Annotated in this window: 21 protein-coding genes and 1 pseudogene; 18 read left to right on the top strand and 4 right to left on the bottom strand. The window is 43.3% G+C overall.

From position 1 onward, the window contains the following. Window positions 1–192: 192 nt before the first annotated feature. Entirely contained in the window at window positions 193–1,731 is a 1,539-nt protein-coding gene (locus CKO50_RS09250; RefSeq protein ID WP_095727916.1) for an adenylyltransferase/cytidyltransferase family protein, read from the bottom strand. Window positions 1,732–2,012: 281 nt separating this feature from the next. On the opposite strand from CKO50_RS09250, the gene CKO50_RS24570 reads away from it, so the two are divergent. The 3 genes and pseudogenes from CKO50_RS24570 (at window position 2,013) to CKO50_RS24565 (ending at window position 2,969) form a co-directional block, all read left to right on the top strand. Next, window positions 2,013–2,261: a hypothetical protein gene (locus CKO50_RS24570; RefSeq protein ID WP_255229508.1), complete on the top strand. Its 249-nt coding sequence runs from the start codon at window positions 2,013–2,015 to the stop codon at window positions 2,259–2,261. 24 nt (window positions 2,262–2,285) lie between these two features. After that, window positions 2,286–2,330 (top strand): annotated as a pseudogene (locus CKO50_RS25100) (hypothetical protein); the annotation flags it as partial. 39 nt (window positions 2,331–2,369) lie between these two features. After that, window positions 2,370–2,969 carry a hypothetical protein gene (locus CKO50_RS24565; protein ID WP_255229509.1) on the top strand — a complete coding sequence of 200 codons (600 nt, stop codon included), beginning with the start codon at window positions 2,370–2,372 and terminating at the stop codon, window positions 2,967–2,969. Window positions 2,970–3,050: 81 nt separating this feature from the next. On the opposite strand, the gene CKO50_RS09240 is transcribed toward CKO50_RS24565, so the two are convergent. Together CKO50_RS09240 and CKO50_RS09235 are read right to left on the bottom strand one after the other, a co-directional pair. After that, the gene (locus tag CKO50_RS09240) at window positions 3,051–3,830 is read right to left on the bottom strand and encodes a nucleoside-binding protein (RefSeq protein ID WP_095727915.1); all 780 of its coding nucleotides are present in this window, start codon (window positions 3,828–3,830) and stop codon (window positions 3,051–3,053) included. Window positions 3,831–3,903: 73 nt separating this feature from the next. After that, a complete protein-coding gene (locus tag CKO50_RS09235) occupies window positions 3,904–5,217 on the bottom strand; it encodes a Na+/H+ antiporter NhaC family protein (protein ID WP_095727914.1) in 1,314 nt (437 codons plus the stop codon). Between the two features lie 482 nt (window positions 5,218–5,699). Between CKO50_RS09235 and dapB the strand changes: the two genes are divergently transcribed. From dapB to CKO50_RS09195, 8 genes are all read left to right on the top strand, one after another. Beyond that, a complete protein-coding gene (dapB, locus tag CKO50_RS09230) occupies window positions 5,700–6,503 on the top strand; it encodes a 4-hydroxy-tetrahydrodipicolinate reductase (RefSeq protein ID WP_095727913.1) in 804 nt (267 codons plus the stop codon). A 206-nt stretch (window positions 6,504–6,709) separates the two neighbouring features. Continuing rightward, a complete protein-coding gene (gene carA / locus CKO50_RS09225; protein WP_010377970.1) occupies window positions 6,710–7,846 on the top strand; it encodes a glutamine-hydrolyzing carbamoyl-phosphate synthase small subunit in 1,137 nt (378 codons plus the stop codon). 16 nt (window positions 7,847–7,862) lie between these two features. Beyond that, window positions 7,863–11,081, top strand: a complete 3,219-nt coding sequence (gene carB, locus CKO50_RS09220) for a carbamoyl-phosphate synthase large subunit (protein WP_095727912.1) — start codon at window positions 7,863–7,865, stop codon at window positions 11,079–11,081. Window positions 11,082–11,127: 46 nt separating this feature from the next. Next, window positions 11,128–11,604, top strand: coding sequence for a transcription elongation factor GreA (greA, locus tag CKO50_RS09215; RefSeq protein WP_010377973.1), 477 nt, complete (start codon window positions 11,128–11,130; stop codon window positions 11,602–11,604). A gap of 169 nt (window positions 11,605–11,773) precedes the next feature. Then, window positions 11,774–12,379: a hypothetical protein gene (locus CKO50_RS09210; RefSeq protein WP_095727911.1), complete on the top strand. Its 606-nt coding sequence runs from the start codon at window positions 11,774–11,776 to the stop codon at window positions 12,377–12,379. 150 nt (window positions 12,380–12,529) lie between these two features. Next, entirely contained in the window at window positions 12,530–12,805 is a 276-nt protein-coding gene (locus tag CKO50_RS09205) for a hypothetical protein (protein ID WP_095727910.1), read from the top strand. Window positions 12,806–13,057: 252 nt separating this feature from the next. Continuing rightward, complete coding sequence (locus CKO50_RS09200) at window positions 13,058–15,856, top strand: collagenase (RefSeq protein WP_095727909.1); 2,799 nt, start codon at window positions 13,058–13,060, stop codon at window positions 15,854–15,856. Window positions 15,857–16,086: 230 nt separating this feature from the next. After that, window positions 16,087–16,839 carry a transporter substrate-binding domain-containing protein gene (locus CKO50_RS09195; protein WP_095727908.1) on the top strand — a complete coding sequence of 251 codons (753 nt, stop codon included), beginning with the start codon at window positions 16,087–16,089 and terminating at the stop codon, window positions 16,837–16,839. 80 nt (window positions 16,840–16,919) lie between these two features. Here CKO50_RS09195 and CKO50_RS09190 read toward each other — a convergent pair whose 3' ends face one another. Beyond that, a complete protein-coding gene (locus CKO50_RS09190) occupies window positions 16,920–17,360 on the bottom strand; it encodes a VOC family protein (protein WP_095727907.1) in 441 nt (146 codons plus the stop codon). Window positions 17,361–17,539: 179 nt separating this feature from the next. Here CKO50_RS09190 and CKO50_RS09185 point away from each other — a divergent pair, with 179 nt between their 5' ends. From CKO50_RS09185 to CKO50_RS09155, 7 genes are all read left to right on the top strand, one after another. Next, a complete protein-coding gene (locus tag CKO50_RS09185) occupies window positions 17,540–18,712 on the top strand; it encodes a sensor domain-containing diguanylate cyclase (RefSeq protein WP_095727906.1) in 1,173 nt (390 codons plus the stop codon). 123 nt (window positions 18,713–18,835) lie between these two features. Next, on the top strand, window positions 18,836–19,897 hold the full coding sequence (locus CKO50_RS09180) for a DUF2066 domain-containing protein (protein WP_095727905.1): 1,062 nt from the start codon (window positions 18,836–18,838) through the stop codon (window positions 19,895–19,897). A 1-nt stretch (window position 19,898) separates the two neighbouring features. Further along, entirely contained in the window at window positions 19,899–20,603 is a 705-nt protein-coding gene (gene hda / locus CKO50_RS09175) for a DnaA inactivator Hda (RefSeq protein WP_117332898.1), read from the top strand. A gap of 83 nt (window positions 20,604–20,686) precedes the next feature. Next, window positions 20,687–21,667 (top strand): phenylalanine--tRNA ligase subunit alpha, encoded by a 981-nt coding sequence (pheS, locus tag CKO50_RS09170; protein WP_010604038.1) that lies wholly within the window; start codon window positions 20,687–20,689, stop codon window positions 21,665–21,667. A 13-nt stretch (window positions 21,668–21,680) separates the two neighbouring features. Beyond that, entirely contained in the window at window positions 21,681–24,068 is a 2,388-nt protein-coding gene (gene pheT / locus CKO50_RS09165) for a phenylalanine--tRNA ligase subunit beta (protein ID WP_095727904.1), read from the top strand. Window positions 24,069–24,070: 2 nt separating this feature from the next. After that, window positions 24,071–24,370 carry an integration host factor subunit alpha gene (gene ihfA, locus CKO50_RS09160; RefSeq protein ID WP_010377997.1) on the top strand — a complete coding sequence of 100 codons (300 nt, stop codon included), beginning with the start codon at window positions 24,071–24,073 and terminating at the stop codon, window positions 24,368–24,370. A gap of 110 nt (window positions 24,371–24,480) precedes the next feature. Continuing rightward, window positions 24,481–26,091, top strand: a complete 1,611-nt coding sequence (locus CKO50_RS09155; protein WP_095727903.1) for an EAL domain-containing protein — start codon at window positions 24,481–24,483, stop codon at window positions 26,089–26,091.

Raw genomic sequence — 26,091 nt, 5'->3', positions numbered from 1 at the left:
CTGACAGGGTGAAATCATTGTGCTTTAGGGACTGGATAAATCTGACCAGTTAATTATTCAAAATGGTATAAGCACAGTGCAATATGGTAGGTGGTTTACCCACCGATGGCTTGCAATGAAGGTTTCGGCTCAAAAATAATGTGGAACACCCATTTACACGTTTCAACACTCGCTCCCAGCAGATACACAGCGTTAACTCTCATTGAAGTTTTGTATTCTTTCTTTAATTTTAGTGCTAGAAATTCCTTGGGTATAAGGGATATAAACAACCTGAATATTTTGTGGTGCTAAAGCTGCTTCCAATGCCTGCCAGCGGGGCGTGTGTTGCCATTCATCACCGCAGATCACAAGGTTTACTCTTTGTTGTGCGATCCAGTGCGTTGCTCGCTCAGTATCAGCCATTGGTGCACCGACTAAAACCGCTTTATCGACGCATGCTAATGCCTTAATAATACTTAAGCGCTCGTCTTGATCCATTATTGGCGGTCGTCCCTTACTTTTTAACGCAAAAGCATCCGGTGCGACCCCAACAACTAAGTAGTCTCCGTGTGATTTCGCTAACGACAAATACGTTAAGTGACCAGGGTGAAGCAGATCAAAAAAACCAAGCGCTAAAACACGGCACGGCTGTTGTGATCTCATCTGCTTTTGTACGAACTGTATAAGATTTTTTAAAAGACTGTCGTGAGGCTTGAATTGTATTAGCACCCCAAGTATTACATGCATTTTTTTGAAGTTGCCTTTTTTCCACTCAGTGTAGAGGTGAGAGTAGGCATAACAGTAATATAAGTAGGAATCTTGCATAATATTCGGGGCGCAGACGATGGTATCAAAATTTGCGTCAGGTATTTTCCAATCCAGCCCATATAATGCTTGTAAGATTTGTTCTGGATACTGAGGATAACAAATTTCTCCGGCAGGTGAACTGATGCTCACAACTTGAATAGCAGAGAAACGCGTCACTCTATTCCAAGTAAAAGGTACGTCTTGCATCCATAAACCTGATATGGTGTCTCCAGTGCTTTGCTCTGTGGCATAACCGCAAAGGTCAAGCACTAAGCCTGATTGGTGGCGAAAACATCGAGGGTTTATAAGTCCATAGGATTGTGCCTCTTCCTGCCAGCCAAGATGCTGTAAATGTTCGATTGCGCTTTCCATGTGAGACCAGTCGATACCAATATCAACATCTTTATCATTTTCTAAGAGTTGACCTTCACGCTCTAACCCAAGCAAAGTACCAGCCGTAGGAAAAGCATAAAACCCCGCCTTTTTTAAGGATGATAACGTTTGTAGTAATAGGTGTAATGCGTTTTCAGGAGTTAGTTTGGTTGAGCTCGCGCTTTCATGTATTGGTATTTCGGATGATTGAACAGCTGCAATGTTTGTCAGTGCGTCATGCTGCAAGCGCCATCCTAGCGCTTGATAGAAGGTTTGAGCGGCGAGTGGTAGTTGTCTGTTTTGTTGATAACTGCGAGCGAGAATATAATAGCTATCTGGTACATCTGGGTGTTTATGTAGCAGTGCTTCAAGTTGTTCAATCCATTCACTCCCGGCTTGTCTACGCTGCGCCAATTGTGCGAGATATAAAATGACCTGCTGGGTGGGCTGCTGTTGATATAGCTGCTGAAATGCTTGTTCTGCCGCTTGGTCTTGACCCGAAGTAAAATACTCGATAGCCTGTGTCATCTTTTTATTAAGCTGTGACTGTTTAATTACTGTGTCTTTCTGCATCGATTAAATACCTTGTTGTGCTGCTTTTAGTTTTTGTAGTCACAGAGTCCATATTTTGATGAAGTCGCTAGCGGTTTTATACTTCTGCACGCTCGGGCATTTTGCCAACCAGCGGAAGCTCCACTATGATTACTTTAAATTAGGAAATCGGAGAGCGAAAGTGCTACCAGTTTTAATTATTGTTTCTTCTCTGACAGTACTCGCCCCTGATGAATTGTTTAAGACATTACAGGTTATTCAAGATTTAAACATCTCTAACCCAACACAAGCAACTCGAGTATATGAAGCAGTGTTACCAACAATCCTCTAAAGGTATCTATGAGTTACATCGCGCCGATTTAGAAGCTGCAATTAAAACAAACGATACAGTCAGAATTCGTGAAATAGTAGCGCTATTTTCCGACAATACTGAGTGGCTTGCGTATTTGCAGTCCGAAAAGGGGCAACTTGCAAATTACCTCGCGATTTATTATCGCCGGATCGGTAAGCCTGCGCTTGCGCAAAAAAACTATGAATGTGCACTTAAGTAATCAACTTACGAGCAAAGGCCACTTATCGTTAATAATCTCGCCGTTTTATATCGAACAACAGGGCAATTAGAAGAAGCAATCAATATTTTAGCGCCGACATTGTCTGAGGTGAAGGATGAGCAACTTGAAGTGGCGCTTAACAATAACTTAGCTAATGTTTATTTTGATATGAGTAAGTATCAGCATGCTGCGAGACTATATAGGCACGCTTTCCTCTATCATCAAAAAGCAGAGCAAGCATACGAAGCGAGTTATACTGGGTTAAATTTATTAAATGTTTATCTGCTTGCCAATCAGTGGAAAAACTATAGGCGCTATATGAATCCAGTGAAAACTCAGCTAAGTGCGGTAGAGGATAAAGAATTATCTATTGTGTTTACTTGGAAGGAGCTAATTTTTCAAAAAAGTAGAAATGGCATACAGCCAAGAGCAGATCAAGTTGAGCTTCTTATTTCGACTTTACCCATATTGCTCCAAAGTGATTACGGCAGCAATATGGAGAAATATGTTTATACATTACAGCTCCCAGAGTTGATTGCGTCTTATAATGCGCTGTTGTCTGAGCAGCAAAAAGTGGCCGCTAGTGTATCGACGAATGCGTCGCTATTGGAAGTTGCGCTATCTTGGTGTACGCACGAATCCATCACAAAAAACTATTACCACAGTAGAACACAACACGGTTTTGTATACGTTGAATGGTGGATGTAGTCAGGTAGGGGATGACAAATAATGAGTACCTCTGACTCAACCGTCACAGAGTAAAATCAAAGGTCAACAGCGAGTTCAGAGTTAGAAAGTCCACGCTAGGTGTAGCTGGGGAACAGATTCATTGGTATCTGTGCCAAGTTTGTTGCGCCAATATTGCCATTCAACACCTAACATTAATTGGTTGTCAGGCATGCCCATCGCGTAGCCGAGATCCCATTGGAGAATTGGCTGCGCGAGCAACCAACCTTTTACGTCATTACCCAACTCGTTCTCTCGCTTGCCAATATATTCTACGTGGCCTGTGAGATAGAACTTTTGCTCGCCAATTGTAAAGGGGTAACCCCAAGCGAGATCTATCATCCAGCTATCACTTTCTTTAGGCGCACCGCCACGACTAATACCTTGGCTATCGTCTTGATAAAGTGTGAATGTAGAAGAGAAAAAATTGAACCCGTCAAAATTCCAATTTACTTTGACACCAGGCAAGTATTTCATCACCTTAGCGTCTCCGGCTGCATTGAAACCCATTGTTAAGTTAACGTCAGCTATGGTGTCGAAAGAAGACTTAAAGCCAGCAATCTTTGACATCGACAAGCTTGAATACCACTCTCCATAAAAGTCACCGTCTTGGTAGCCATCACTAAGGTCATCTTTGCTGTAATCGATAAAGAAGAAATTATCGCCGTAGCGATATCCGGACGCATGTTGTAATGAGTAAATCGTTGCCGTTGCTTCGTTTCTGCTAAACGGGTTTTTGAAATCACCGTGGTTTATATGTAGTTGCGTTGTACTCCAATCAGCAGCGTAACTAAATGTGCTAAAAGCGAGTGAGGAGGAAATGATGAGCGTGTTGATTTTCATTTATTAATTCGGATAGTGTTAAAAATGAAAGTATAACAAAAGCGCCCAAAGTTGGGCGCGTAAACCGAATAAATTATGCTTTATTTCTTCTTAGGCAGATAACGGTAATGGCGGTGAAAGCCAAAATGAAACAGTAATAAGAAGAACTAGATACGTCCCAAGGGCTGATTTTAAACGTGGCCCCGAGTAGCAGTGCTTGTGCACCATAGGGTAAAGAGCCTTGCATAACACAAGCAAAAATATCTAATAAGCTTGCCGAACGCTTAGCTGAGATCTTTCCATCTTCAGCCAGTTTTTTAGCAACGGGGCCAGCAACTATGATACTTACCGTGTTATTTGCGATACACAAGTTACTTGTTAACACGAGTGCAGCAATACCGAGTTGATCAGCTACTTGACGGTGCCATTTCGCGATAATGCTGGTAATTTTTTGGATCTGTTTGGCTAAAAAATCTAGGCCGCCATTGATACGAATAAATTCAGATAAACCACCAATGAACATCGACAGCAAGAAAATCTCCTGCATATCACTAAAGCCATTATAGATATCGTTTAAGAACGCAGCGCCTTGATAGTCACCGGCAAAACCCATACAGCCAGCAAAAACGATACCACTAAAGAGCACAACAAAAACATTGATACCAATCACCGCTAAGACCAAAATAAATGCGTATGGTAAAACTAATAACCAATCAAACGGTTTGGTTTCTACAACCTGCGGCTCTGGGGTTAAAAATACCAAGAGTAAAACAGTCAGCAGTGCAGCTGGTAGGGCTATTTTTAGATTCTCTCTAAATTTATCTTTCATTTCACAGCCTTGCGTTCGCGTTGCTGCAATTGTGGTATCGGAAATAATAGATAAGTTATCGCCAAACATTGCCCCCGAAACGATGGTACCAGCCATAAGTGCCGGATCAATTCCGGTTTTCATCGCGACGGCAACAGCAATAGGTCCAATTGCACCAATTGTGCCCATGGAGGTTCCCATAGCGGTAGAGACGACAGCAGAAATAAGGAACAAGCCGGGTAATAAAAATGCCGGGGGAATAAGTGATAAACCGGCGTTAACCACAGCGTCAACACCGCCAGTGGCACTTGCAACCGCAGAAAAAGCACCAGCTAATAAATAGATGAGGCACATGGTGATGATATTGCTGTGTCCTGCGCCTTGAATAAAAGTTTCGACACTGCGGTTGATGGTATCTTTATTAAGTAAAAAAGCGAGAACGATGGCTGGTAAAATCGCGACAGGAGCTTTTAATTGATAAAAGGCATAGTCAACGCCTTGTGATTGCAAATACAATCCTGCGCCAAGAAAAATCCCTACAAAGGTCAACAGCGGCAATAATGATAGTTTCGCCTTTGTTTGATTGTAATTTGGTTGCATAGCACTCCCCAACAATAAAGCACAGCCAATAACCAGCTGTAAAACCGCACAACACACCTAGTACCAATTGTATTAATCCTCTAACCAATTTGAAGGGTGAATTAGCATATTCGCTTCGTTAAAAATTTCTCATTTAGAACAACTAAATAGCAAAATTTTTGCCTTGCCTATATGGAGATAGGCACCTTGGCAGTAGCAGGACGCGAGAGCGGAGCTACTAAAACTATTTCTCCGCTTCAAAATAGCCCATTTACTTAATGCAATTGGTATAAGATGAAAATCTCTCAACTTCAATAGGTGAGTAAGCGCGGCAGTTTATATGTTTAGACGTCTAAAGTCTAATGTTTTATTATTTTCAACTTAACTGACTATGACACACAGATACGGTAAACTCTACTCCCGCAAAAACACATTTCTATTATCCGGTTAGCCATCGTTGCTGCCTTTTGGATAATCAACATCGCAAATAAAAAGGGTAACGTATGACAAGAATAGGTATTTACGGTGCGAATGGCAGAATGGGGTTAGCATTGATTGAAGCCTGTTATTTGTCGCAACAAGTAGAGCTGGCCAACGCTTTTGTACGAGATAATTCACAATATCTTGATAAAGCAGTTAATCAATTGCAGCCTCAAGCAGACGCAAATATCTGTTTTAGCTCCGAGCAAAGTAAGCTTGAAAATGTTGACGTATTAATAGACTTCACTTTGCCAGAGGGTATGAAGCAGCATTTATCAGCTGCAATTGCCGCTAAAAAACCGATGGTGATCGGTACTACTGGACTGACAGCAAGTGAAATGGCGCTGTTGGTGGAAGCCGCAAAAGATATCCCAATTGTGTTTTCTCGCAACTATAGCGTTGGCATCAATCTGCTGCTTAACTTAGTACAAACAGCCGCACAAAAGCTAGCTGACGACATGGATATTGAAATTTTCGAAGCGCACCATCGCAACAAAATCGACGCGCCATCAGGAACTGCGCTCGCTATCGGAGAGGCGATTGCAGAAGCAAAAGGCTGGCAACATGACGAGGTTGCGGTTTACGACCGAAGTCAGAGCCATGACGCGAAATCTCAACAAGAAATCGGTTATTCGGTCCTCAGAGCGGGAGATATAGTTGGTGAACATACAGCTTACTTCTCGACAATGGGGGAAAGGCTTGAATTAACACATAAAGCGGCGTCGAGATTGACCTTTGCATCAGGTGCTGTAAGGGCTGCGCAGTGGCTAAAAGATAAACCAGCAGGCCTTTATGATATGCAAGATGTGCTAGATTTAAAGAAATAAGTATAACATTTTGAGGCTTTAAAGCAAAAAAAGAGTTTAATGGCTTATTTTTATAATTTTTGTGATTTGTATTAGACGAAAAGGCATTCATGCTGTAGACTATAACGAATTTGCCAAAATTTTAATAACTGCGTGTTACCAAGCGCTTTGTAGACGGGATGTTGAGCGTTTTGCTTTCGCCCGTTTTTTACTATTAGGAGGTTAACTTGACTAAATCCGCTCTGTTAGTCCTTGAAGACGGCACGGTGTTTCGCGGTACTGCTATCGGTGCTGACGGTATGTCAGTCGGTGAGGTGGTATTCAATACGTCAATGACGGGGTATCAAGAGATCTTAACGGATCCTTCATACGCGGAACAAATCGTTACGCTTACTTACCCACATATCGGCAACACCGGTACTAACAGCGAAGATGAGGAAGCGGACAAGATCTGGGCAAAAGGCCTAGTGATCCGTGACTTACCACTGCTTGCGAGTAATTTCCGTAACGAACAATCATTGAGTGATTACTTGAAAGAACGCAATATCTTAGGGATCGCAGATATTGATACTCGTAAACTAACTCGTATTTTACGTGATAAAGGCGCTCAAAACGGCTGTATCATCGCAGGCGACGAAGTAGACGAGCAAAAAGCGCTAGAAGCGGCGCAAGCATTCCCTGGCTTGAAAGGGATGGATTTAGCAAAAGTAGTAACAACAGAATCTCAGTTTGAATGGCGTGAATCAAGCTGGACTCTAGGCGAGGGCTTTAAAACGCTTTCTGCTGAAGAAGAAAAATTCCATGTTGTTGCGTACGATTTTGGTGTGAAAAAGAACATTCTTAGAATGTTAGTTGATAGAGGCTGTAAGTTAACCGTTGTTCCAGCAGAAACCTCCGCTGCTGACGTACTTGCATTAAACCCTGATGGTATCTTCCTATCAAACGGCCCTGGCGACCCTGAGCCATGTACTTATGCCATTGAAGCAATCAAAGCATTTTTAGAAACAGATACACCTATTTTTGGTATTTGTTTAGGCCATCAGCTATTAGCACTCGCTTCTGGTGCGAAAACAGTAAAAATGAAGTTTGGTCACCATGGTGGTAACCACCCGGTTAAAGACTTAGATCGTGATGTCGTGATGATCACTGCACAAAACCACGGTTTTGCTGCTGATGAAGCAACGCTTCCTGATACGCTACGTGCAACGCACAAGTCACTGTTCGATGGCACACTGCAAGGTATTCACCGTACTGATAAGCCAGCGTTTAGCTTCCAAGGTCACCCTGAAGCAAGTCCTGGTCCACATGATGCGGCACCGCTATTCGACCATTTCATTGAATTAATGCAATCTCGCAACGCTTAATTAGACCGGAGTAATAATGCCAAAACGTACCGACATAAAAAGCATTCTGATTTTGGGCGCAGGCCCAATCGTTATCGGCCAAGCATGTGAATTCGATTACTCTGGTGCTCAGGCCTGTAAAGCGCTTAGAGAAGAAGGCTATAGAGTTATTCTTGTAAACTCTAACCCTGCGACTATCATGACTGATCCTGAAATGGCGGATGCAACTTACATCGAGCCTATTCACTGGGAAGTGGTAGAAAAGATCATCGAAAAAGAAAAGCCTGATGCGGTGCTGCCTACTATGGGTGGCCAAACAGCTCTAAACTGTGCGCTAGACCTAGATAAGCACGGTGTGCTTGCTAAACATGGCGTTGAGCTAATTGGTGCGACTGCAGATGCAATCGATAAAGCGGAAAACCGCGAGCGTTTTGACGCGGCGATGAAAAATATCGGCTTAGAATGTCCTCGTGCTGAAATTGCACACTCAATGGATGAAGCGCACGATATCTTAACTCGCATCGGGTTCCCATGTATTATTCGTCCTTCATTCACGATGGGCGGCACCGGTGGTGGTGTTGCGTATAACATGGAAGAGTTTGACGAGATCTGCACTCGTGGTCTTGACCTTTCGCCAACCAATGAACTGCTTATCGATGAAAGCCTATTAGGCTGGAAAGAATATGAGATGGAAGTGGTTCGTGACAAAAACGACAACTGTATCATCGTATGTTCAATCGAAAACTTCGACCCAATGGGCGTACACACTGGTGACTCAATCACAGTTGCACCAGCACAAACGCTAACTGATAAAGAATACCAAATCATGCGTAACGCCTCGATGGCGGTACTTCGTGAAATTGGTGTTGAAACGGGTGGTTCAAACGTTCAGTTTGGTGTAAACCCTGTTGATGGCCGTATGGTTATCATCGAGATGAACCCGCGTGTATCGCGCTCTTCTGCGCTTGCCTCAAAAGCAACGGGCTTCCCGATCGCTAAAATCGCTGCCAAGCTTGCCGTAGGTTATACGCTTGATGAGCTTCAAAACGACATCACAGGTGGTGCAACTCCAGCATCATTTGAGCCATCAATCGACTACGTAGTGACTAAAATCCCTCGTTTTAACTTCGAAAAATTCGCAGGTTCAAACGACCGTCTAACTACGCAAATGAAGTCAGTTGGTGAGGTAATGGCAATTGGTCGTAACCAACAAGAGTCATTACAAAAAGCACTACGAGGCCTAGAAGTGGGCGCAACGGGTTTGAACCCAATCGTTGCACTTGACGCGCCAAACGCAAAAGAAACGATCATCCGTGAATTACGCGAGCCAGGTGCTGAGCGTATTTGGTACATTGCTGATGCGATGCGTCACGGCATGTCTGTTGAAGAGGTATTTGAACTCACTAAAGTTGACCCTTGGTACCTAGTTCAAGTCGAAGACATCTTAAAAGATGAAGCGACAATCGCCGAAGTGGGCATGGCAGGTCTAAACAAAGACTTCCTGCGCCGCTTGAAGCGTAAAGGTTTCTCAGATGCGCGCATTGCCGAAATCGCAGGCGTATCAGAAAAAGAAATTCGCAAGAAGCGTCACCAGCTTGAAATTCTGCCAGTTTACAAGCGCGTAGACACATGTGCTGCAGAATTTAGCTCAGACACCGCTTACATGTACTCAACGTATGATGAAGAATGTGAAGCGAATCCTTCTGACAAAGACAAAATCATGGTTATCGGTGGCGGTCCTAACCGTATCGGTCAAGGTATCGAATTCGATTACTGCTGTGTACACGCAGCCCTTGCGATGCGTGAAGATGGCTATGAAACTATCATGGTTAACTGTAACCCAGAGACAGTTTCAACAGACTACGATACGTCTGATCGCTTATTCTTCGAGCCAATTACACTGGAAGACGTGCTAGAAATTGTCCGTGTTGAAAAGCCAAAAGGCGTGATCGTTCAGTACGGTGGTCAAACTCCACTTAAACTGGCACGAGATCTTGAAGCGAATGGTGTACCAGTGATTGGTACTTCTCCCGACGCCATCGACCGTGCAGAAGACCGTGAGCGCTTCCAACAGCTTGTAGAGCGTCTAAACCTACTACAGCCAGAAAACGCAACGGTAACGTCACTAGAAGAAGCGGTTGCTAAATCACAAGAAATTGGCTTCCCATTGGTTGTTCGTCCATCATACGTACTTGGTGGTCGTGCAATGGAAATTGTGTACGATGAAGATGACTTACGTCGCTACATGACAGAAGCGGTGTCTGTTTCTAATGAAGCACCAGTACTACTTGACCGCTTCTTAGATGATGCAATTGAAGTAGACGTAGATGCTATCTGTGACGGTGAGAGGGTTATCATCGGCGGTATTATGGAGCACATCGAGCAAGCAGGTGTTCACTCGGGTGACTCGGCCTGTTCATTACCAGCACACACGCTGCCGCAAGGTATTCAAGACGTGATGCGTAAGCAAGTCCGTGACATGGCGCTGGAGCTTGGTGTTGTTGGCCTGATGAATACCCAGTTCGCGGTGAAAGACGGTCAAGTTTACCTGATTGAAGTTAACCCGCGTGCTGCTCGTACAGTACCATTTGTTTCAAAAGCGACAGGCGTTGCACTTGCAAAGGTTGCTGCACGTTGTATGGTTGGCCAGTCTCTTGAAAGCCAAGGTATAACGAAGGAAGTTATCCCTCCTTATTACAGTGTAAAAGAGGTGGTATTGCCATTCGCTAAGTTCCCAGGCGTTGACCCAATGCGTGGTCCAGAGATGCGCTCGACGGGTGAAGTGATGGGTGTTGGTGAAAACTTCGCCGAAGCATTCGCAAAAGCCCAATTAGGTGCATCAAACACTTTACCACGTGGCGGCCGCGCGCTACTATCTGTGCGCAATGGTGATAAGGCACGCGTAGTTGAACTAGCTAAGACAATGAAAGCAATTGGTTTTGAGTTAGATGCAACGAATGGTACGGCGAAAGCGCTTGAAGAAGCGGGTATTGAAGTACGTCGCGTAAACAAAGTATTCGAAGGCCGTCCTCATATTCTTGACCGTATCAAGAATGGTGAGTACAGCTATATCGTTAATACTACCGAAGGTCGCCAAGCTATTGAAGACTCGAAGGTGTTACGTCGTGGTGCACTTCAGCATAAGACTAACTACACCACTACGCTAAACGCAGCGTTTGCAAACTGTACAGCGAATGAAGCTGACGACAGAAGTTCTGTAAACTCTGTTCAAGAATTACACCAGCGTTTGAACTAAAAAGAACAAGGCCAGAGCGTCAGCTCTGGCAATGAGTGAGATACTTATGCAATCAATTCCGATGACAGTACGAGGCGAAGAATTGCTTCGTGATGAACTGAATCATTTAAAAAAAGTTGTTCGCCCGAAAATCGTTGCAGATATTGCAGAAGCGCGTGAACACGGTGACTTAAAAGAAAATGCTGAATACCATGCTGCACGTGAGCAGCAAGGTTTTTGTGAAGGCCGAATTCAAGAAATTGAAGCTAAGCTTTCAACAGCACAGATCATCGACGTGACTAAAATGCAGAACAATGGCAAGGTTATTTTTGGTAGCACTGTGACTATTGTTAATGTAGATACAGACAAAGAAGTAACTTATCGTATCGTTGGTGACGACGAGGCCGATCTTAAGAACAACTTGATTTCTGTTAATTCACCGATTGCGCGTGGATTAATCGGTAAAGAACTAGATGATACAGTGAATATTCAAACGCCGAACGGCGCTGTTGAATATGAAATCATCGAAGTTGAATACAAGTAATCCTTTCTTTTAAAGCCCGCACCCGCGGGCTTTTTACTATAACAGCCTTAAGTACTTTTTATTTCTACTTTTTCTGCTGTAATACCGTGTAATTGCCATTTCCCTATATTCTTAATAGCTTTGTGTGATGCCTGTATATTTTTGGTACAAACAATTTGAGGAGAAAAGGATGTCATTTGAAGTAGATCAATTTAAAACACAAGGGTTTGAATTATTCATATCGAGCTGGAAATCTCGATTGGCAGGCGTTGGAGCGCGGGATCTCTCTCAGAGTCAACATTATTTTTGGCGGACCATGCGCAGTCGATGTGCGACTGATCTTTGTAAGCAGAGTGAGCTTTTGCAAGGTGTGAGTTTAGCAAGATACGATACCTATCTTATTCTCACAGCTTTGTTGTATACCAATAGCTTGTATGCAAGCTCTGATTTAATCATTGGCTATAATCTACCAGATCACTTCTTTACCAGTAATAGTTCAGAAGCTCGACAAAGCTTCTCTCGTGAGTTACTTGATTCGCTTAAGCTCACTCAGCCGTTGTTCTTAGTTGATGAATATTTTGAAAATTTCGAGTTTAATACGATTGCCTATGACAAGCTCAATGAGGCAAATCCCGTTTGGCACGATATAAGCAGTGAATTAGGCACTTTACCCAGCTTAGTAAATACCACCCGTTCAGAGCATCAGCTTTCCTTGAATCTATTACACTTTGTACCGAAGCTATTCTCTGGTAAGCAACTTGCTGAGCAAGTAAATTATTTAGCTGAGATAGAGTAGGGGCCATACACATCTGACATAGTTTGAAACGAATTTGATTTAGACTTTTAGTGCGAGCTTGTTACACTCGAATTGTTCCCAAAACCAATCAGGCACCCGTTCATAAATGATATGACAGTATGAGCCGGTATCTTTATCAGGAGAATAACCATGAGTTTGTTAAAAAGCGCATTGTTTAAGACGTTGAAAAATAAGTCTACTCAGCAAGTCGCTTCAGTGGTGTTGGATAAGGCACTGAAGCAGGGAAAAGAATACCTAGATTCAAGAAACACCAGCAATGGTAACGATACAGATGAGTTGCTGTTAGGGCTACAGCATTTATTAGCACAAAAACCAAATGACGGTGTTTATTCAATCACGCTATCCACTTATCGAGTGAGAGTAAAAATCTCTTCTGGTGCTATTTCCCATATTGATAAGATCTAATTTATTCCACTCACTATAAATTTTTATTCCTGCTTTTCGTCACTTGGTTGGATTTTTAATCATAAAGATCAACCAATTGGGTGTATGTATAAGCTACGACCTTCCCTTTTGGATACCCGTTTTTAAGATTATGGTGGCTTTTCCGTCGAGCTACTATTCCATAAAGTTATATAAAATATATTGTATACATTGTAATTTTAGTGTTAAAAATCTATAACCCAATCGGGTTTGGATACACAACAGGAAAGGTAAATGATGAAAATTACAAAACTCACTTTGGCGTTATCTGCGCTTACAGCGATAAATTCAGCCAACGCACATCAAGGATCACAGCGACTCTTTAAGCCGCTCGATGCATCGGTTCAAGTGGAAACGAACATTTCCCATGGCCATGAGCACAAAGATTTGCATGATAGAGCACCCGTTGCACACTCACCAACAAGAAGCATGCCGCTATTATCTGCTAAACACACGCCATTATTGCAAGCGCTGGCAGTGGGCCAAAGTGAAGCGATTGCTGCATGTGATTTAAATAGCTTAGCAAGTGCGAGCAGTAGCCAAATTGTTACTGAAATAAAGCAACAGGGTACGAGCTGTATCAATGCATTGTTCTCCGCTGACAGCAGCATCCAAACACAAGTATTCACTTCAGATAAAATGTACGCTGCGGCGCAAAATGCCAAGTCGCTTTCGCAAAGCTACTCAGGCAACGGTAGTGCCGACCTCGAAGCGCTTTATTTATTTATTCGCGCTGGCTTTTATGTTGAGTTTTACAATGATCAGGTGGCTTTCGCTACTTGGGTTAAGCCTGCAGTGAAAGATGCGTTGGATGCTTTTGTTAGTAATAGCCATTTCTACGACGACAATGATGCCCATGGTAAAGTACTCGGTGAGGCTATTACTACAATGGACTCATCGGAACTACAAGGGCACTATCTGCCAGTTGTAAAAGCATGGCTATCTAAATGGAATGAAAGCTACGCTCAAAAGTGGAATATGCGCAGTGCGGTAAACGGCATTTTCACTATCTTATATCGTGGTCAGTGGAATGATAACTTTGTCGCTTTGGTTAAAAACGATCAACAATTGGTGAGTTTACTAGGGAGTTTCACCGCACAAACTTGGATGGTAAATTCAGACTCTGAATATCTAATCATCAATGCTGCGAGCGAATTGGCTCGACTTAAATTGTACAATGGTGCAGCTATTCAAGAGTCAGTCGACACGCAATTAACCGCTTTATTCTCGCGTTATAACAGTTATGGTTTTGGCGATGGTGTCTGGTTAGCTGCGGCTGATGTCGCGACCTATTATGCTGATTGTGGCCAGTTTGGTATTTGTAATTTTGATAAAGAACTTGAGACCAAAGTACTTTCTCAACAACATAGTTGTAGCGATACAATAAAGATTAGAGCACAAGCGCTCACCGCTCAGCAATTGACTTCAGCGTGTCAAACCATGGAAGCAGAAGAAGGGCGATTCCACACTATGTTGGAAACAGGCCGCTTACCGGTTGCCGATGATAACAATGATTTTCTGCAAGTGAATATCTTTAATAGCAGTGCAGACTATAAAAAATATGCCAAAGCCATTTTTAAAATCAGCACCGACAACGGTGGTATGTATTTAGAGGGTGATCCTAGCGATGTGAATAACGTTGCTAATTTTGTTGCATACGAGGCCAGTTATGCAAAGCCGGATCATTACATCTGGAACTTAGAGCATGAATACGTACATTATCTTGATGGGCGTTTTGACCTGTATGGTGACTTTAATGCTCCGACTAAGCCTATCGTCTGGTGGAGCGAAGGGGTGGCTGAGTACATTGCAAACCTCAATGATAATCAAGCCGCAATAGATACAATCAAAGATGGCTCAGTATATACGCTAGCCGAAATCTTCAGCACGACGTATGACGGTTTTGATCAAGATAGAATTTACCGTTGGGGTTATTTAGGGGTGAGATTCCTGTATGAAAAACACTTTGATGAAGTGCTCGCAATGCGACAGGAAACGAGACAAGCAAATTGGAATGCGTACCAAGCCCGTATGGACCGCCTCGCATCACAGTATCAATCAGAGTTTGTTCAATGGTGCAACGAGCTTGCTGCTGGTGGTCAGAATAACGCACCCACTTCAGAAGTTAATGGGCCATACTCTGGTGATGTTAATCAAGCGATACTATTTTCAAGCCAAGGTAGTGTCGACCCTGATGGTGATGCACTCACTTATCTGTGGCGTTTTGGTGATGGTAGCCAAAGTAATGAAGCCAATCCCACGCACAGTTATGTGCAAGCTGGCGAATATCAAATCAGCTTAACAGTGAGCGACTCTAGCGGTTTGAATCACACTAGTAATACAGTGGCTACTGTAAACGCAACGACTTCAAACAAACTACAGTCTGGCGTACCTGTCACGGTTGCGGGCGAGCAAGATGAACAAGTTGCATTTTCAATCGATGTCGCTGCTGGCACTGATAAATTAGTCATCAACATGGCTGGAGGTACAGGTGATGCCGATCTTTACGTTAAGTTGGGCTCGGCGCCAACGTTCAGCGAGTATGATTGCAGACCATACCAATCCGGCAACGAAGAGGTATGTGAAATCACTACACCTATCGCTGGCACCTATTACATTATGCTACATGGTTATAATCGCTTTGAAAATGTGCAGTTGTTAGGAGAAATCGTAACAAATTCAACAATAGAGGACGTATGTCAGTCGCAGGGTAGTGTCTCTAATGGTAGATTAGCAGCGGATGAAACAATTTGCCTTGGAAGCCAAGATCCGATGTGGTTTAGCCTTGAGAACGTCAGTGGTCAACAATCGGTGGTGATAAAAACTGCCCATGGTAGTGGTGATCTTGGTCTTGAATACAGCAATGCAGGATGGCCAAATGGCACTAATGTGGATGCAAGCTCGTTCAATCAAGGTAACCAAGAGTGCATCGAGATAAGTGCGCAATCTGAATATTGGGGATACTTGAAAGTGTCAGGCGCACCAACGGGGGCAGCGCTGAAAGTGTCTTATAACAAAGATGGTTGTCAGTAATTGCCTAATACTAAGGCAGACATAATGAAAGTAATAAAACGGGTGATACAGATCACAGTTATTACTTGTTCATAATTTGTTTTTGTTATATTTTTGTAAAATAAGGGGCCTTTGGTCCCTTTGCTCATTTAAAAAAATGTAAAAGGAATTAACTGGTGTGCTGAGAAGGCGTTAGGCTGTATTAGCAGTTAGATTGGTATGAAAAGTTTAGGTTAGACACGAGGCACTCAGTGTTAAAAAAGTACTTTATTGCCACTTTCACTTGGTTAATGGTAGCCTTTTCAGTGACAGCTGCTGAAACCCAAATTCTTTACGTATATCATCGTAAGCCGCCCTATATTATTGATCTAGAAGCGCAAAAAGGTCTTTATTTTGATTTAGCCAAACTGATTAATGCCGTGCAAAAAGAGCAGCAGGTAGAAGTACGTTTTGTACCACGTAAACGCTTAGATAAGCAGCTCGAACAGCAAACGCTCAAAGGTTTTATTTTAGGGGCAAACCCAGCTTGGTTTGATGACCGCAAAAAACAAAAGTATTTGTGGAGCAGCCCGTTAATATATGACACGGACGAATTTGTCTCGCATGTAGAACATCCGTTTGAATATTATCACCCAAGCTCATTGTACGGTAATCAGGTTGGTGCCATTGCAGGGTACTACTACCGCCACTTGGACCACGGGGTGGAGCAAGCCAATATCCAGCGAGTGAACGTAAATTCCGAAGAAGCACTACTGGAAATGCTCTTCAAAAAACGAGTGAGTATTGCCATCGTCAGTCGTTCCACGACAGAATATCTTGTTGCTAAAAATGGTTGGAAGCGAGTGTTTCACTTTTCTCAAAATCCTCATGAAACCTATTTTAGAGCAATATTAGCGCCTAAAGATTCTGCATCGGACTTTGAGGCGCTACAACAGGTATTAGATTCCAAGCTGTTCAAAAAGCAACTGATAAAATTGCTTAAAAGCTACCATCTTGCTTATTAAAGTAAGGGGAGAAGGAGCGGTGGATATTCTGATTCAAGTTAAATACATCGCTCCAGTGTTTTAGTGATTATCAGCAATTATTACCAACTACCCGTGTTTTCCATTGACAGCCAAGGCTCGGCTGGAGGCAAAGCATCACCTTGTTGGAGTAACTCGATAGAAATGCCATCAGGAGATTTAACAAATGCCATGTGACCACAGCGCGGTGGTCGGTTGATCACCACACCTGCATCTTGCAGCTTTTGGCAAAGTGCGTAAATGTTTTCTACGGCAAAGGCCAAGTGGCCAAAATTACGACCACCGCAGTATTCTTCCGGGTCCCAGTTATAGGTAAGTTCGATAGTAGGAGAAAAGCTTTGCTGCGCTTGCTCAAATTGATCAGGGGCGGCGAGATAAATTAAACTAAAGCGGCCTTGTTCACTGTCATAACGTTTCACTTCAACGAGACCTAAGAGGTCGCAATAAAACTTCATTGATTCATCAAGATTACGTACACGTACCATGGTATGTAAGTATTTCATTATGTATTCCGTTTAAACCCTAGTCAGCGAATTTTAAAGTGTTACACATCAGATTGAAAGGTCAACAGACCTCTGACACCTAGATGACCGGATAAAAAAGTAATTGATTTCTGGTAATTTTTAGCACTGCTAGTTAAGCTTTTGTGAGATTGAGAATTAATGATTCAAAAGGGCGATCAATGATGGCGGAACTTCCTGAAGTAATAGATAACATGACAGATATCGTTTCGTGCTTAAACTCCAGCGAATCTTTGGAACACTTTTTGTTGAATGTGCACTGTATTGTGCAAAAAATTACTTACGCGGACAATTTCTATGTGGTTTTGCAAAGACAAGATGGCGAGTTTGAATTTCCCTATTTCCACGATGTCAAAGACAGTGTTTCACTCGAGGAATTAAATAGTCTAACTAGCCCTGAAATAGACAAAACGCTCACCAGTTATGCGCTGCGCTCTGACAGCGTAAAGAACTATTCTGAGCACGCTTTGATGGCACTGACCGAGAAGGGAATTATTGAAATGTTAGGCAGTTTCCCCAAGCAATGGTTATGCTTTCCGCTAATCAATCGCGACAAGCATTTAGGCGCGTTTGTGATCCAATCCTATCGTCGCAGCGATGAATATTCGGAAGCCATAGTGGATTTGTTATATACCGTTAGTCATGTTATTGCATCTGCGATGGACGCATTTGCAAATCAGCAAGCACTCATTGAAGCGAATACTGCACTTAGAACCCATGAACTTGAATTGGAAGCAATGGTAGAAAAGCGTACCCATGAACTTAGCGTGAGTTTAGAAGAGTTAAGAACAGAGGTCGACAAGCGCAAATCACTTCAAGAAAAGCTAGAGTTTGATGCCTACCACGATAGCCTTACGCAACTGGCGAATCGAAAGTATCTATTTAACGAGCTGAATAAAATGTCTGCTCGCTCGATGAGACAGCCAGTAAATGTGTATTTAGGGTATCTCGATTTAGATAACTTCAAGCCGATTAATGATAATCACGGCCATCATAGTGGTGACGAGGTTTTGGTACATGTAGCAAGACGTCTACAAGAAGCGTTACGAGAGTATGACTTTGTTTGTCGTATTGGTGGAGATGAGTTTGTCTTTGTGATTAATGAAAAAATTGCCAGAGACTTGCTTGAAAGCTTAGCAAATCGCCTTTTGAGCGTGATAAATGAAGATATCTTGCTTACCAATGGTGAGTTGGTAAATGTCGGATGCAGCATCGGCATGGCGGTTTCTGAGGGCGTGGAATTCAGTGCGGAATCGTTATTAAAAGTAGCGGATCAAGCACTTTATGAGTCGAAAGGAAAGGGTAAGAAGCAGGTCTCCTTCAGCTTCAAATAACACTGAATATAAGATTAATATTTTGTTATTTATCATGTTTTTATAAAATTTCATGATATTGTTCGTTGTCCTTTGCTTTAAGCAGATGATTGATTTAGGATCAGGCTTTATAGTCAGAAAAACATGGACATTATGATCATCAGGCTGATCCTTATTGCACTGTTTTGTTTTGCCATGACGGCAAAAGCAGTAGAAGTTCAAAATTTATATGAAGCCTCGCTGAGTGTTAGTGACAAATCTCGCGCAACGCGAGCGCAAGCGAGCCAACAGGCATTATTAAAAGTGTTGCAAAAGCTCACAGGTAAAGCCGATGATTTTTCTCACCCTTCTATCCAAGCGAGCCTTAAGCGCATCTCAGATTACATGCTGAGATATGAATATTATGATCGACAAGGCGTAACCAAAATAAAGGTGGAGTTTGAGCCTGGTAAGGTCGAAGATCTAGTCAGAGAAGCTGGCTTACCGCTTTGGGGCAACCGCCGTCCTATGGTCGCGATTTGGATGGTGATCGAAGATAACTTCCGCCGAGAGTTTGTTACGCAAGAAAGTTACCCTCAGCTCGAACGCTTGATTTATGACACTGCGGACGAGTGGGGCGTGCCGGTCGTTGTTCCTCTGATGGATCTTGAAGATCGCAGTAATGTGAGTATCGCAGAGGTGTGGGGAAACTTTTCTAACGAAGTAGAAGATGCGTCATTGCGTTATGAGGCGGAGCGCGTTATCACCGCACGTTTGTTTCAGCCCCTCCATACAAATTCTTGGCAGCTAGACTGGCGCTATACTGACGCTGAATATTTTGAGCCTGAGCAATATGTCGGTGACAAGCAGCAAGTTATTATTGATATGGTGAATCAGCTATCTAGCACCTTAGCTCAGAAATATGTTATCGATCCTAACCTCACTTTAGAGGCGCATCGAACTGAAATTGTGGTTGAGCAATTACAGTCATTTACGGATGTAGAAATGGCGAAGCGTCGTTTGCTATCTATGAGTACCGTGGTGGATGTTGATGTGATCTACCGTGCGAAAACAGCTGTGAAGTTTGCGATTGAACATACCTCAAGCGTATCAGACTTGCGTAAAACGATTGCATTGGAGCAAAGCTTTAAGGCGTACGAAGACCCGAGAGCCTATTATCAAATCGCAGACGACAACAACCTTAAATACAATTGGGTGGGTAACTAGGATGGAATCGCCACGTCAAATGGCGTTACCTGTGACGCTGCCTGATGACGAAACTTTTGCTTCTTATTTTGGCGGTGAAGCTTCATTGGAAGTAAGCCACTTAAAAAATGGTCTTGCCCGTCGTTTAACCGGATTTCAGTACACTTATCTGTGTGGATTGGCAGACTCTGGCAAGTCGCACTTGCTTTATGCCACGTGTATTGAAGCGCAAGAACTTGGACTCTCGACTATTTTATTGTCGATGCGAGAAGTGTTGGATTTTGGCCCGTTAGTGTTAGATGGACTTGATGCATTGGATGTAGTTTGTATAGACGATGTGCATTTGGTTGCAGGAGATGAAGCGTGGGAAAAAGCCTTATTTAACTTTTTCAATCGCTTTAATGAAAAAGGCAAATGCCTTGTGGTTACTGCCGATCTGTTGCCCAACATGCTGAATTTGTCACTGCCAGACTTAGAATCGCGTCTAACCTGGGGAACGACCTTTCAGATCCGCTCGATGAGTGATGATGATAAAGCCGAAGCCTTAGTAAAAAGAGCACACATGCGTGGCCTTGAGCTCTCCGATGAATGTGCGCGATTTTTGCTCACGAGATTGAGTCGTGATATGCGCGCGTTACTTGATGTATTGGATAAACTCGATCACGCATCCATGGCTGCGCAAAGAAAGTTAACAATTCCTTTTATAAAAGCCACTTTAAAGCTGTAACAGGGCTAGAATATCGCCTTGCAATTCAGTTATCATAAGAGATTAAATAACAGCAAATTACCTCAGCAAAGATCAGGTAGACAATGAATTTAGAAAATATTTTAGCGCAAGCGCTTGAAGCCGTTGAGCAGGCAAGCGAAATTGCGCACCTTGAGGAAGTTAGAGTTAACTACCTTGGTAAAAAAGGTGAGATCACAGGTCTTCTTAAAACGCTAGGCAAACTAGCACCAGAAGAGCGTAAAGATGCAGGTCAAGTGATTAACCAAGCTAAGACCCAAGTACAAGATGCGATTACGGTAAAACGTGAAGCGTTAGCCAATGCAGCACTTGAGCAGAAGCTAGCAGCTGAGACGATTGATGTGACGTTGCCGGGTCGTACAATGCCAGCTGGTGGCCTTCACCCAGTTACTCGCACCATTGAGCGTATTGAGCAGTTTTTTGGTGAGCTAGGATTTGCTGTTAAATCTGGTCCTGAGGTTGAAGATGACTTTCATAACTTTGACGCGCTAAATATTCCAGAGCACCACCCAGCGCGTGCCGATCATGATACTTTCTATTTCAACCCTAAATTGGTACTACGTACACAAACCAGTGGCGTTCAGATCCGTACTATGGAAGCTGAGCAGCCGCCTTTGCGAATTATCTCGCCAGGTCGTGTATACCGTAACGATTACGATCAAACACATACGCCAATGTTCCACCAAGTTGAGGGCTTGATGGTCGACACTAACGTGAGCTTTACAGAACTTAAAGGAATTTTGCACGATTTCCTACGCAACTTCTTTGAAGAAGATATGGAAATTCGCTTCCGTCCTTCATACTTCCCGTTTACAGAACCTTCAGCTGAGGTGGACGTAAAAGGTAAAAATGGAAAATGGCTTGAAGTACTAGGCTGCGGCATGGTGCACCCGAACGTACTGCGCTCGGTAGGCATTGACCCTGAAAAATACACTGGTTTCGCCTTTGGTATGGGGGTTGAGCGTTTGACGATGTTACGTTATGGCGTAACTGACTTAAGAGCTTTCTTCGAAAACGACTTAAAATTCCTAAACCAATTCAGATAAGAGCGACAAAAGTATGAAATTCAGTGAAAAGTGGTTACGCGAGTGGGTCAATCCAGCAATTGATACTGATGCGCTATCTGAGCAATTATCAATGGCTGGTTTAGAAGTAGATGGTGTAGACCCAGTTGCTGGTGACTTCCAAGGTGTGGTTATCGGTGAAGTGGTTGAATGTGGTCAACACCCAGATGCTGACAAGCTTAGAGTGACAAAAGTAAACGTAGGCGAAGACGAACTACTAGATATTGTTTGTGGTGCCGCTAACTGCCGTGCCGGTTTAAAAGTAGCAGTTGCTAAAGTGGGCGCAACGCTTCCAGGCGATTTCAAAATTAAGAAAGCTAAACTTCGCGGTCAGCCGTCTCACGGCATGCTGTGTGCGTTTGAAGAGCTTGGTATGGCGGAAAGTTCAGATGGTATTTTAGAGCTCCCTATGGATGCGCCAATCGGTCAAGATATTCGTGAATACTTCGGCTTGAACGATGTAACGATTGATGTCGATTTAACGGCTAACCGTAGCGATTGTTTAGGGATCAAAGGTCTTGCTCGTGAAGTTGGGGTACTAAACAGCATCGACGTAACAGAAGTTGCTATCACGCCAGTTACGCCAACGATTGATGATAAAATCTCTATTGAATTGGTAAACAGCGAAGCATGTCCACGCTACTTAGGTCGTGTGATCAAGGGCGTTAATGTTAAAGCAGAGACCCCGTTTTGGATGGTAGAGAAACTACGCCGCTGCGGTGTACGCTCAATTGATCCAGTTGTTGATGTTACGAACTACGTATTGCTTGAGCTAGGTCACCCTATGCACGCGTTCGATTTAAGCCAAATCGAAGGTGGAATTAAAGTACGTAATGCCTGTGAGAATGAAGAGCTAGTATTGTTAGACGGCAACACGGCGAAGCTTAATCCATCAACACTACTGATTGCTGATGATAATAAAGCACTTGCGATGGCAGGTATTTTCGGTGGTGAACAGTCGGGTGTTAGTGACGAGACAAAAGACATCTTGCTAGAAAGCGCGTTCTTTGCACCGCTTGCGATTGCAGGCCAGGCTCGTAGCTATGGTTTGCATACCGATGCATCGCACCGTTATGAGCGTGGTGTAGACCCGGTACTGCAGCGTGATGCGATGGAAAGAGCAACAGGCTTGCTACTTGAAATCGTTGGCGGTGAAGCAGGACCGATTGTTGAAGCTGTGTCAGAAACTGATTTACCAAAAGAGCGTCAAGTGACTTTACGCCGTGAGCGTTTAGACCGCGTGATTGGTTATCATATCGAAGATGCTAAAGTATCAGACATCTTAACGCGTTTGGGCTTAGCGGTAACATTTGCAGGCGGCCAGTGGCAAGCTCAAGTACCAAGCTATCGCTTCGACATTAGTATCGAAGAAGACTTAATTGAAGAAGTTGCGCGCGTATTTGGCTACAACAATATTCCAAATGTGGCACCAACCGCTGCGTTAAAGATGACAGATCATCAAGAAGCACGTTTGCCAGTAGCACGCTTTAGAGATGAGTTAGTAAGCCGTGGTTATCAAGAAGCCATCACATATAGCTTCGTTGATCCAAAAGCACAGCAGCAGCTACATCCAAAAGCCGATGCATTAATTCTTCCGCACCCAATTTCGATTGAAATGTCAGCAATGCGTGTAAGCTTGATGACAGGGCTTATCAATGCGGTTTCTTATAACCAAAACCGTCAACAGTCACGTATTCGCTTATTCGAAACGGGCCTTAAGTTCATCAAAGACGACAGCGCGGAAAACGGCGTACGTCAAACTGCTGTGATCGGTGGTATCGCGTATGGTAATACGCACAATGAACACTGGTCTGTGCCTTCACGTAAAGTGGATTTCTTTGATGTGAAAGGCGATGTAGAAGCATTACTTGCGCTTTGTAACGATAAGGCACGCTTTAGCTTTAAAGCGGAAGTGAGCGATGGTTTGCACCCTGGTCAATCTGCTGCAATTTATGCAGACGGTAAAAAGGTTGGTTTCATCGGTGCAGTACACCCTCAGCTATTAAAGCCGTTAGAGCTTAAAGATACGCCATATGTATTTGAAATCGACATGGCTGCTTTAGAAAATCGCTTGCTTCCAGAAGCGGTTAGTATCTCTAAATTCCCATCAAATAGAAGAGATATTGCTATTTTAGTTGCAGATGACGTAAAAATAGGCGATATTTTAGAGTGCATTGAGAAAGTTGGCGGAAATCAATTAGTTGACCTAAACTTATTCGATGTGTACAAAGGGCAAGGGGTTGAACCTGATCATAAGAGTTTAGCCATTGCTCTAACATTACAAGCGGTTGATAGAACGCTCGAAGAGAAAGACATCAACGCGGTTGTAGAAAACGTGGTGGCCGAACTGGCCAAACAATTCAATGCATCGTTGAGGGACTAGATATGGCGCTTACTAAAGCCGACATAGCTGAACACCTATTTGAAAAATTGGGGATCAATAAGAAAGATGCCAAAGACTTAGTTGAAGCGTTTTTTGAAGAAATCCGCTCAGCGCTAGAAAACGGCGAGCAAGTAAAGCTCTCTGGGTTTGGTAACTTTGACCTTCGCGACAAGAAGGAACGCCCAGGTAGGAACCCAAAAACTGGGGAAGATATTCCTATTTCTGCGCGACGCGTGGTAACTTTTAGGCCTGGCCAAAAGTTAAAAACCCGTGTTGAGGTCGGCACAAGCAAAAACTTGTAATATAAGAAAGCCTTGGTGGTAATACCAAGGCTTTTTTTATATTGAAATAGTTTTGTCACATATTCGAGCTACACTCTGCGCCTGTTTGCGTTCCGTGGAGTGAGGAGCTTATGCGAGGAGCACACTCCTTAAGCAAGTTGTTTAAGAATATCTTTATTGCTTGGTTGTCTTGCACCTTTGTATTTTCAATCGTGGCTGCCTTCACCTATGTGCATCAAAAAGAGACCGCTAAATCTAACCTTGTCACTGTAGCGAGTCGGATTGTATCTGACATCAACAAAGAGTTTGTCGTTGTAGATGATACCTTAAAACATGCCATCCATCTTTCTCCGAATTGCGATCCTGAGGGTCTACACTACATGCGTAGATTGGTTTTTGAAAACCCTGGCATGAGCGAAATAGGGATCGTAGATAGTAAAGGCAAATTGGTCTGCAATTCTTTTGGGCAACTCACTCCACCTGTGAATACCAGTGCCCCAATAAAAAAGCCCGGGCTTAGATACTATGGCCCAATCATTACCGACTATTTAGAACTTCCAGCCTTTGTTTTGGCGCGCACGAGAGACGATGGTTATGAGGTAAATGTGTTGATGCCGGATCATTGGCTAAAGAGTATGCTTGATATCTCAGCTCATCATAATACCGATTTTGCTGCCTTGGTCGACAATAGCACAGGTGTGCCGGTTTTTTTAAATGGTAAATACGCGTTGCCAATCCGCCAGAAACTATTTCCAGCCACTAATAGTCGCGCAGTAGAAGGACTCTTTGATGATGCAAAGGTAAAGTTTGCATACGTTGCAGCTATTCCGAGTTTGCCGCAGATGAGCTTGATCATTGCAAAGAATGATGAGCAACTAGTGAGCCTAGGTTGGTTGTGGCTAGTACTTTGGAGTGTGTTGTATTGTGCCTCTTGGGTTGGCCTCACGTTGTTATTAATCAGTTATGACAAGCGCCAGCTAAGCAGCAAAACACAAATATTAAGAGCATTGGCAAATGATGAATTATTTAATGTGTATCAACCTCTCGTTAATGCACAGATATCATCGATAGTGGGCGTGGAAGTACTCATTCGTTGGCGTCACCCACTTGAAGGAATGCTCGGCCCCGCTTACTTTGTGCCAGAAGCTGAGCGTGATGGTACTATTTTAGATATTTCGATAGCGCAAGTCGAAAATGCTGTGCGTGATTTGACGGATATCTTAGTCGCTCAGCCAGACTTTAAGGTGTCTTTTAACGTTAATGGTTTACTTCTGGGCTCTAAACGCTATATCGATGCCTTACTTGCTGCAAAAAACCAAATATCTTCATTAACTATTGAATTAACTGAACGTGATGTGCTGACGCAGGCTCAAACGAAAACGGTACTAACTGAGCTCAAACGTGCCGGAATAGAAATCGCGATTGATGATTTTGGTACGGGGTATAGTGGTCTACAGTACTTACAAAGTTTTCCGATCGACCTGTTGAAAATAGATCAGAGCTTTGTAGCATCAATTGGCCTAGATACTTTGCAATCCCCGGTGTTATCGGCCGTGATTGATATGGCGGAAAAGCTGGATAAAAAACTGATTGCTGAAGGGGTAGAAACCCAAGCTCAAGCTCGTTATCTCAAAAGTCGAGGGGTGAATGTGCATCAAGGTTGGCTTTATTTCAAAGCACTGGAACTGCCGCAACTACAGCGTGAGATAGGTAAAGTGTTAGATAACAAAAGAGCGGCTTAA

The organism is Pseudoalteromonas sp. HM-SA03 (genome assembly GCF_002289345.1).
Classification (GTDB): Bacteria; Pseudomonadota; Gammaproteobacteria; order Enterobacterales; family Alteromonadaceae; genus Pseudoalteromonas.
The sequence above is the reverse complement of the archived record's forward strand: the minus strand, read 5'-3'. Positions and strand labels throughout refer to the sequence as shown.

Bases quoted from the DNA above. Each gene is read 5' to 3' on its own strand.
- CKO50_RS09240 (WP_095727915.1), bottom strand. From the start codon at position 3,830: ATGAAAATCAACACGCTCATCATTTCCTCCTCACTCGCTTTTAGCACA.
- CKO50_RS09210 (WP_095727911.1), top strand. From the start codon at position 11,774: ATGTCATTTGAAGTAGATCAATTTAAAACACAAGGGTTTGAATTATTC.
- CKO50_RS09250 (WP_095727916.1), bottom strand. From the start codon at position 1,731: ATGCAGAAAGACACAGTAATTAAACAGTCACAGCTTAATAAAAAGATG.
- pheT (WP_095727904.1), top strand. From the start codon at position 21,681: ATGAAATTCAGTGAAAAGTGGTTACGCGAGTGGGTCAATCCAGCAATT.
- dapB (WP_095727913.1), top strand. From the start codon at position 5,700: ATGACAAGAATAGGTATTTACGGTGCGAATGGCAGAATGGGGTTAGCA.
- CKO50_RS09190 (WP_095727907.1), bottom strand. From the start codon at position 17,360: ATGAAATACTTACATACCATGGTACGTGTACGTAATCTTGATGAATCA.
- ihfA (WP_010377997.1), top strand. From the start codon at position 24,071: ATGGCGCTTACTAAAGCCGACATAGCTGAACACCTATTTGAAAAATTG.
- CKO50_RS09235 (WP_095727914.1), bottom strand. From the start codon at position 5,217: ATGCAACCAAATTACAATCAAACAAAGGCGAAACTATCATTATTGCCG.
- carB (WP_095727912.1), top strand. From the start codon at position 7,863: ATGCCAAAACGTACCGACATAAAAAGCATTCTGATTTTGGGCGCAGGC.
- greA (WP_010377973.1), top strand. From the start codon at position 11,128: ATGCAATCAATTCCGATGACAGTACGAGGCGAAGAATTGCTTCGTGAT.
- pheS (WP_010604038.1), top strand. From the start codon at position 20,687: ATGAATTTAGAAAATATTTTAGCGCAAGCGCTTGAAGCCGTTGAGCAG.
- CKO50_RS09200 (WP_095727909.1), top strand. From the start codon at position 13,058: ATGATGAAAATTACAAAACTCACTTTGGCGTTATCTGCGCTTACAGCG.
- CKO50_RS09205 (WP_095727910.1), top strand. From the start codon at position 12,530: ATGAGTTTGTTAAAAAGCGCATTGTTTAAGACGTTGAAAAATAAGTCT.
- hda (WP_117332898.1), top strand. From the start codon at position 19,899: ATGGAATCGCCACGTCAAATGGCGTTACCTGTGACGCTGCCTGATGAC.
- CKO50_RS09185 (WP_095727906.1), top strand. From the start codon at position 17,540: ATGATGGCGGAACTTCCTGAAGTAATAGATAACATGACAGATATCGTT.
- CKO50_RS24570 (WP_255229508.1), top strand. From the start codon at position 2,013: ATGAAGCAGTGTTACCAACAATCCTCTAAAGGTATCTATGAGTTACAT.
- CKO50_RS09155 (WP_095727903.1), top strand. From the start codon at position 24,481: ATGCGAGGAGCACACTCCTTAAGCAAGTTGTTTAAGAATATCTTTATT.
- CKO50_RS09180 (WP_095727905.1), top strand. From the start codon at position 18,836: ATGGACATTATGATCATCAGGCTGATCCTTATTGCACTGTTTTGTTTT.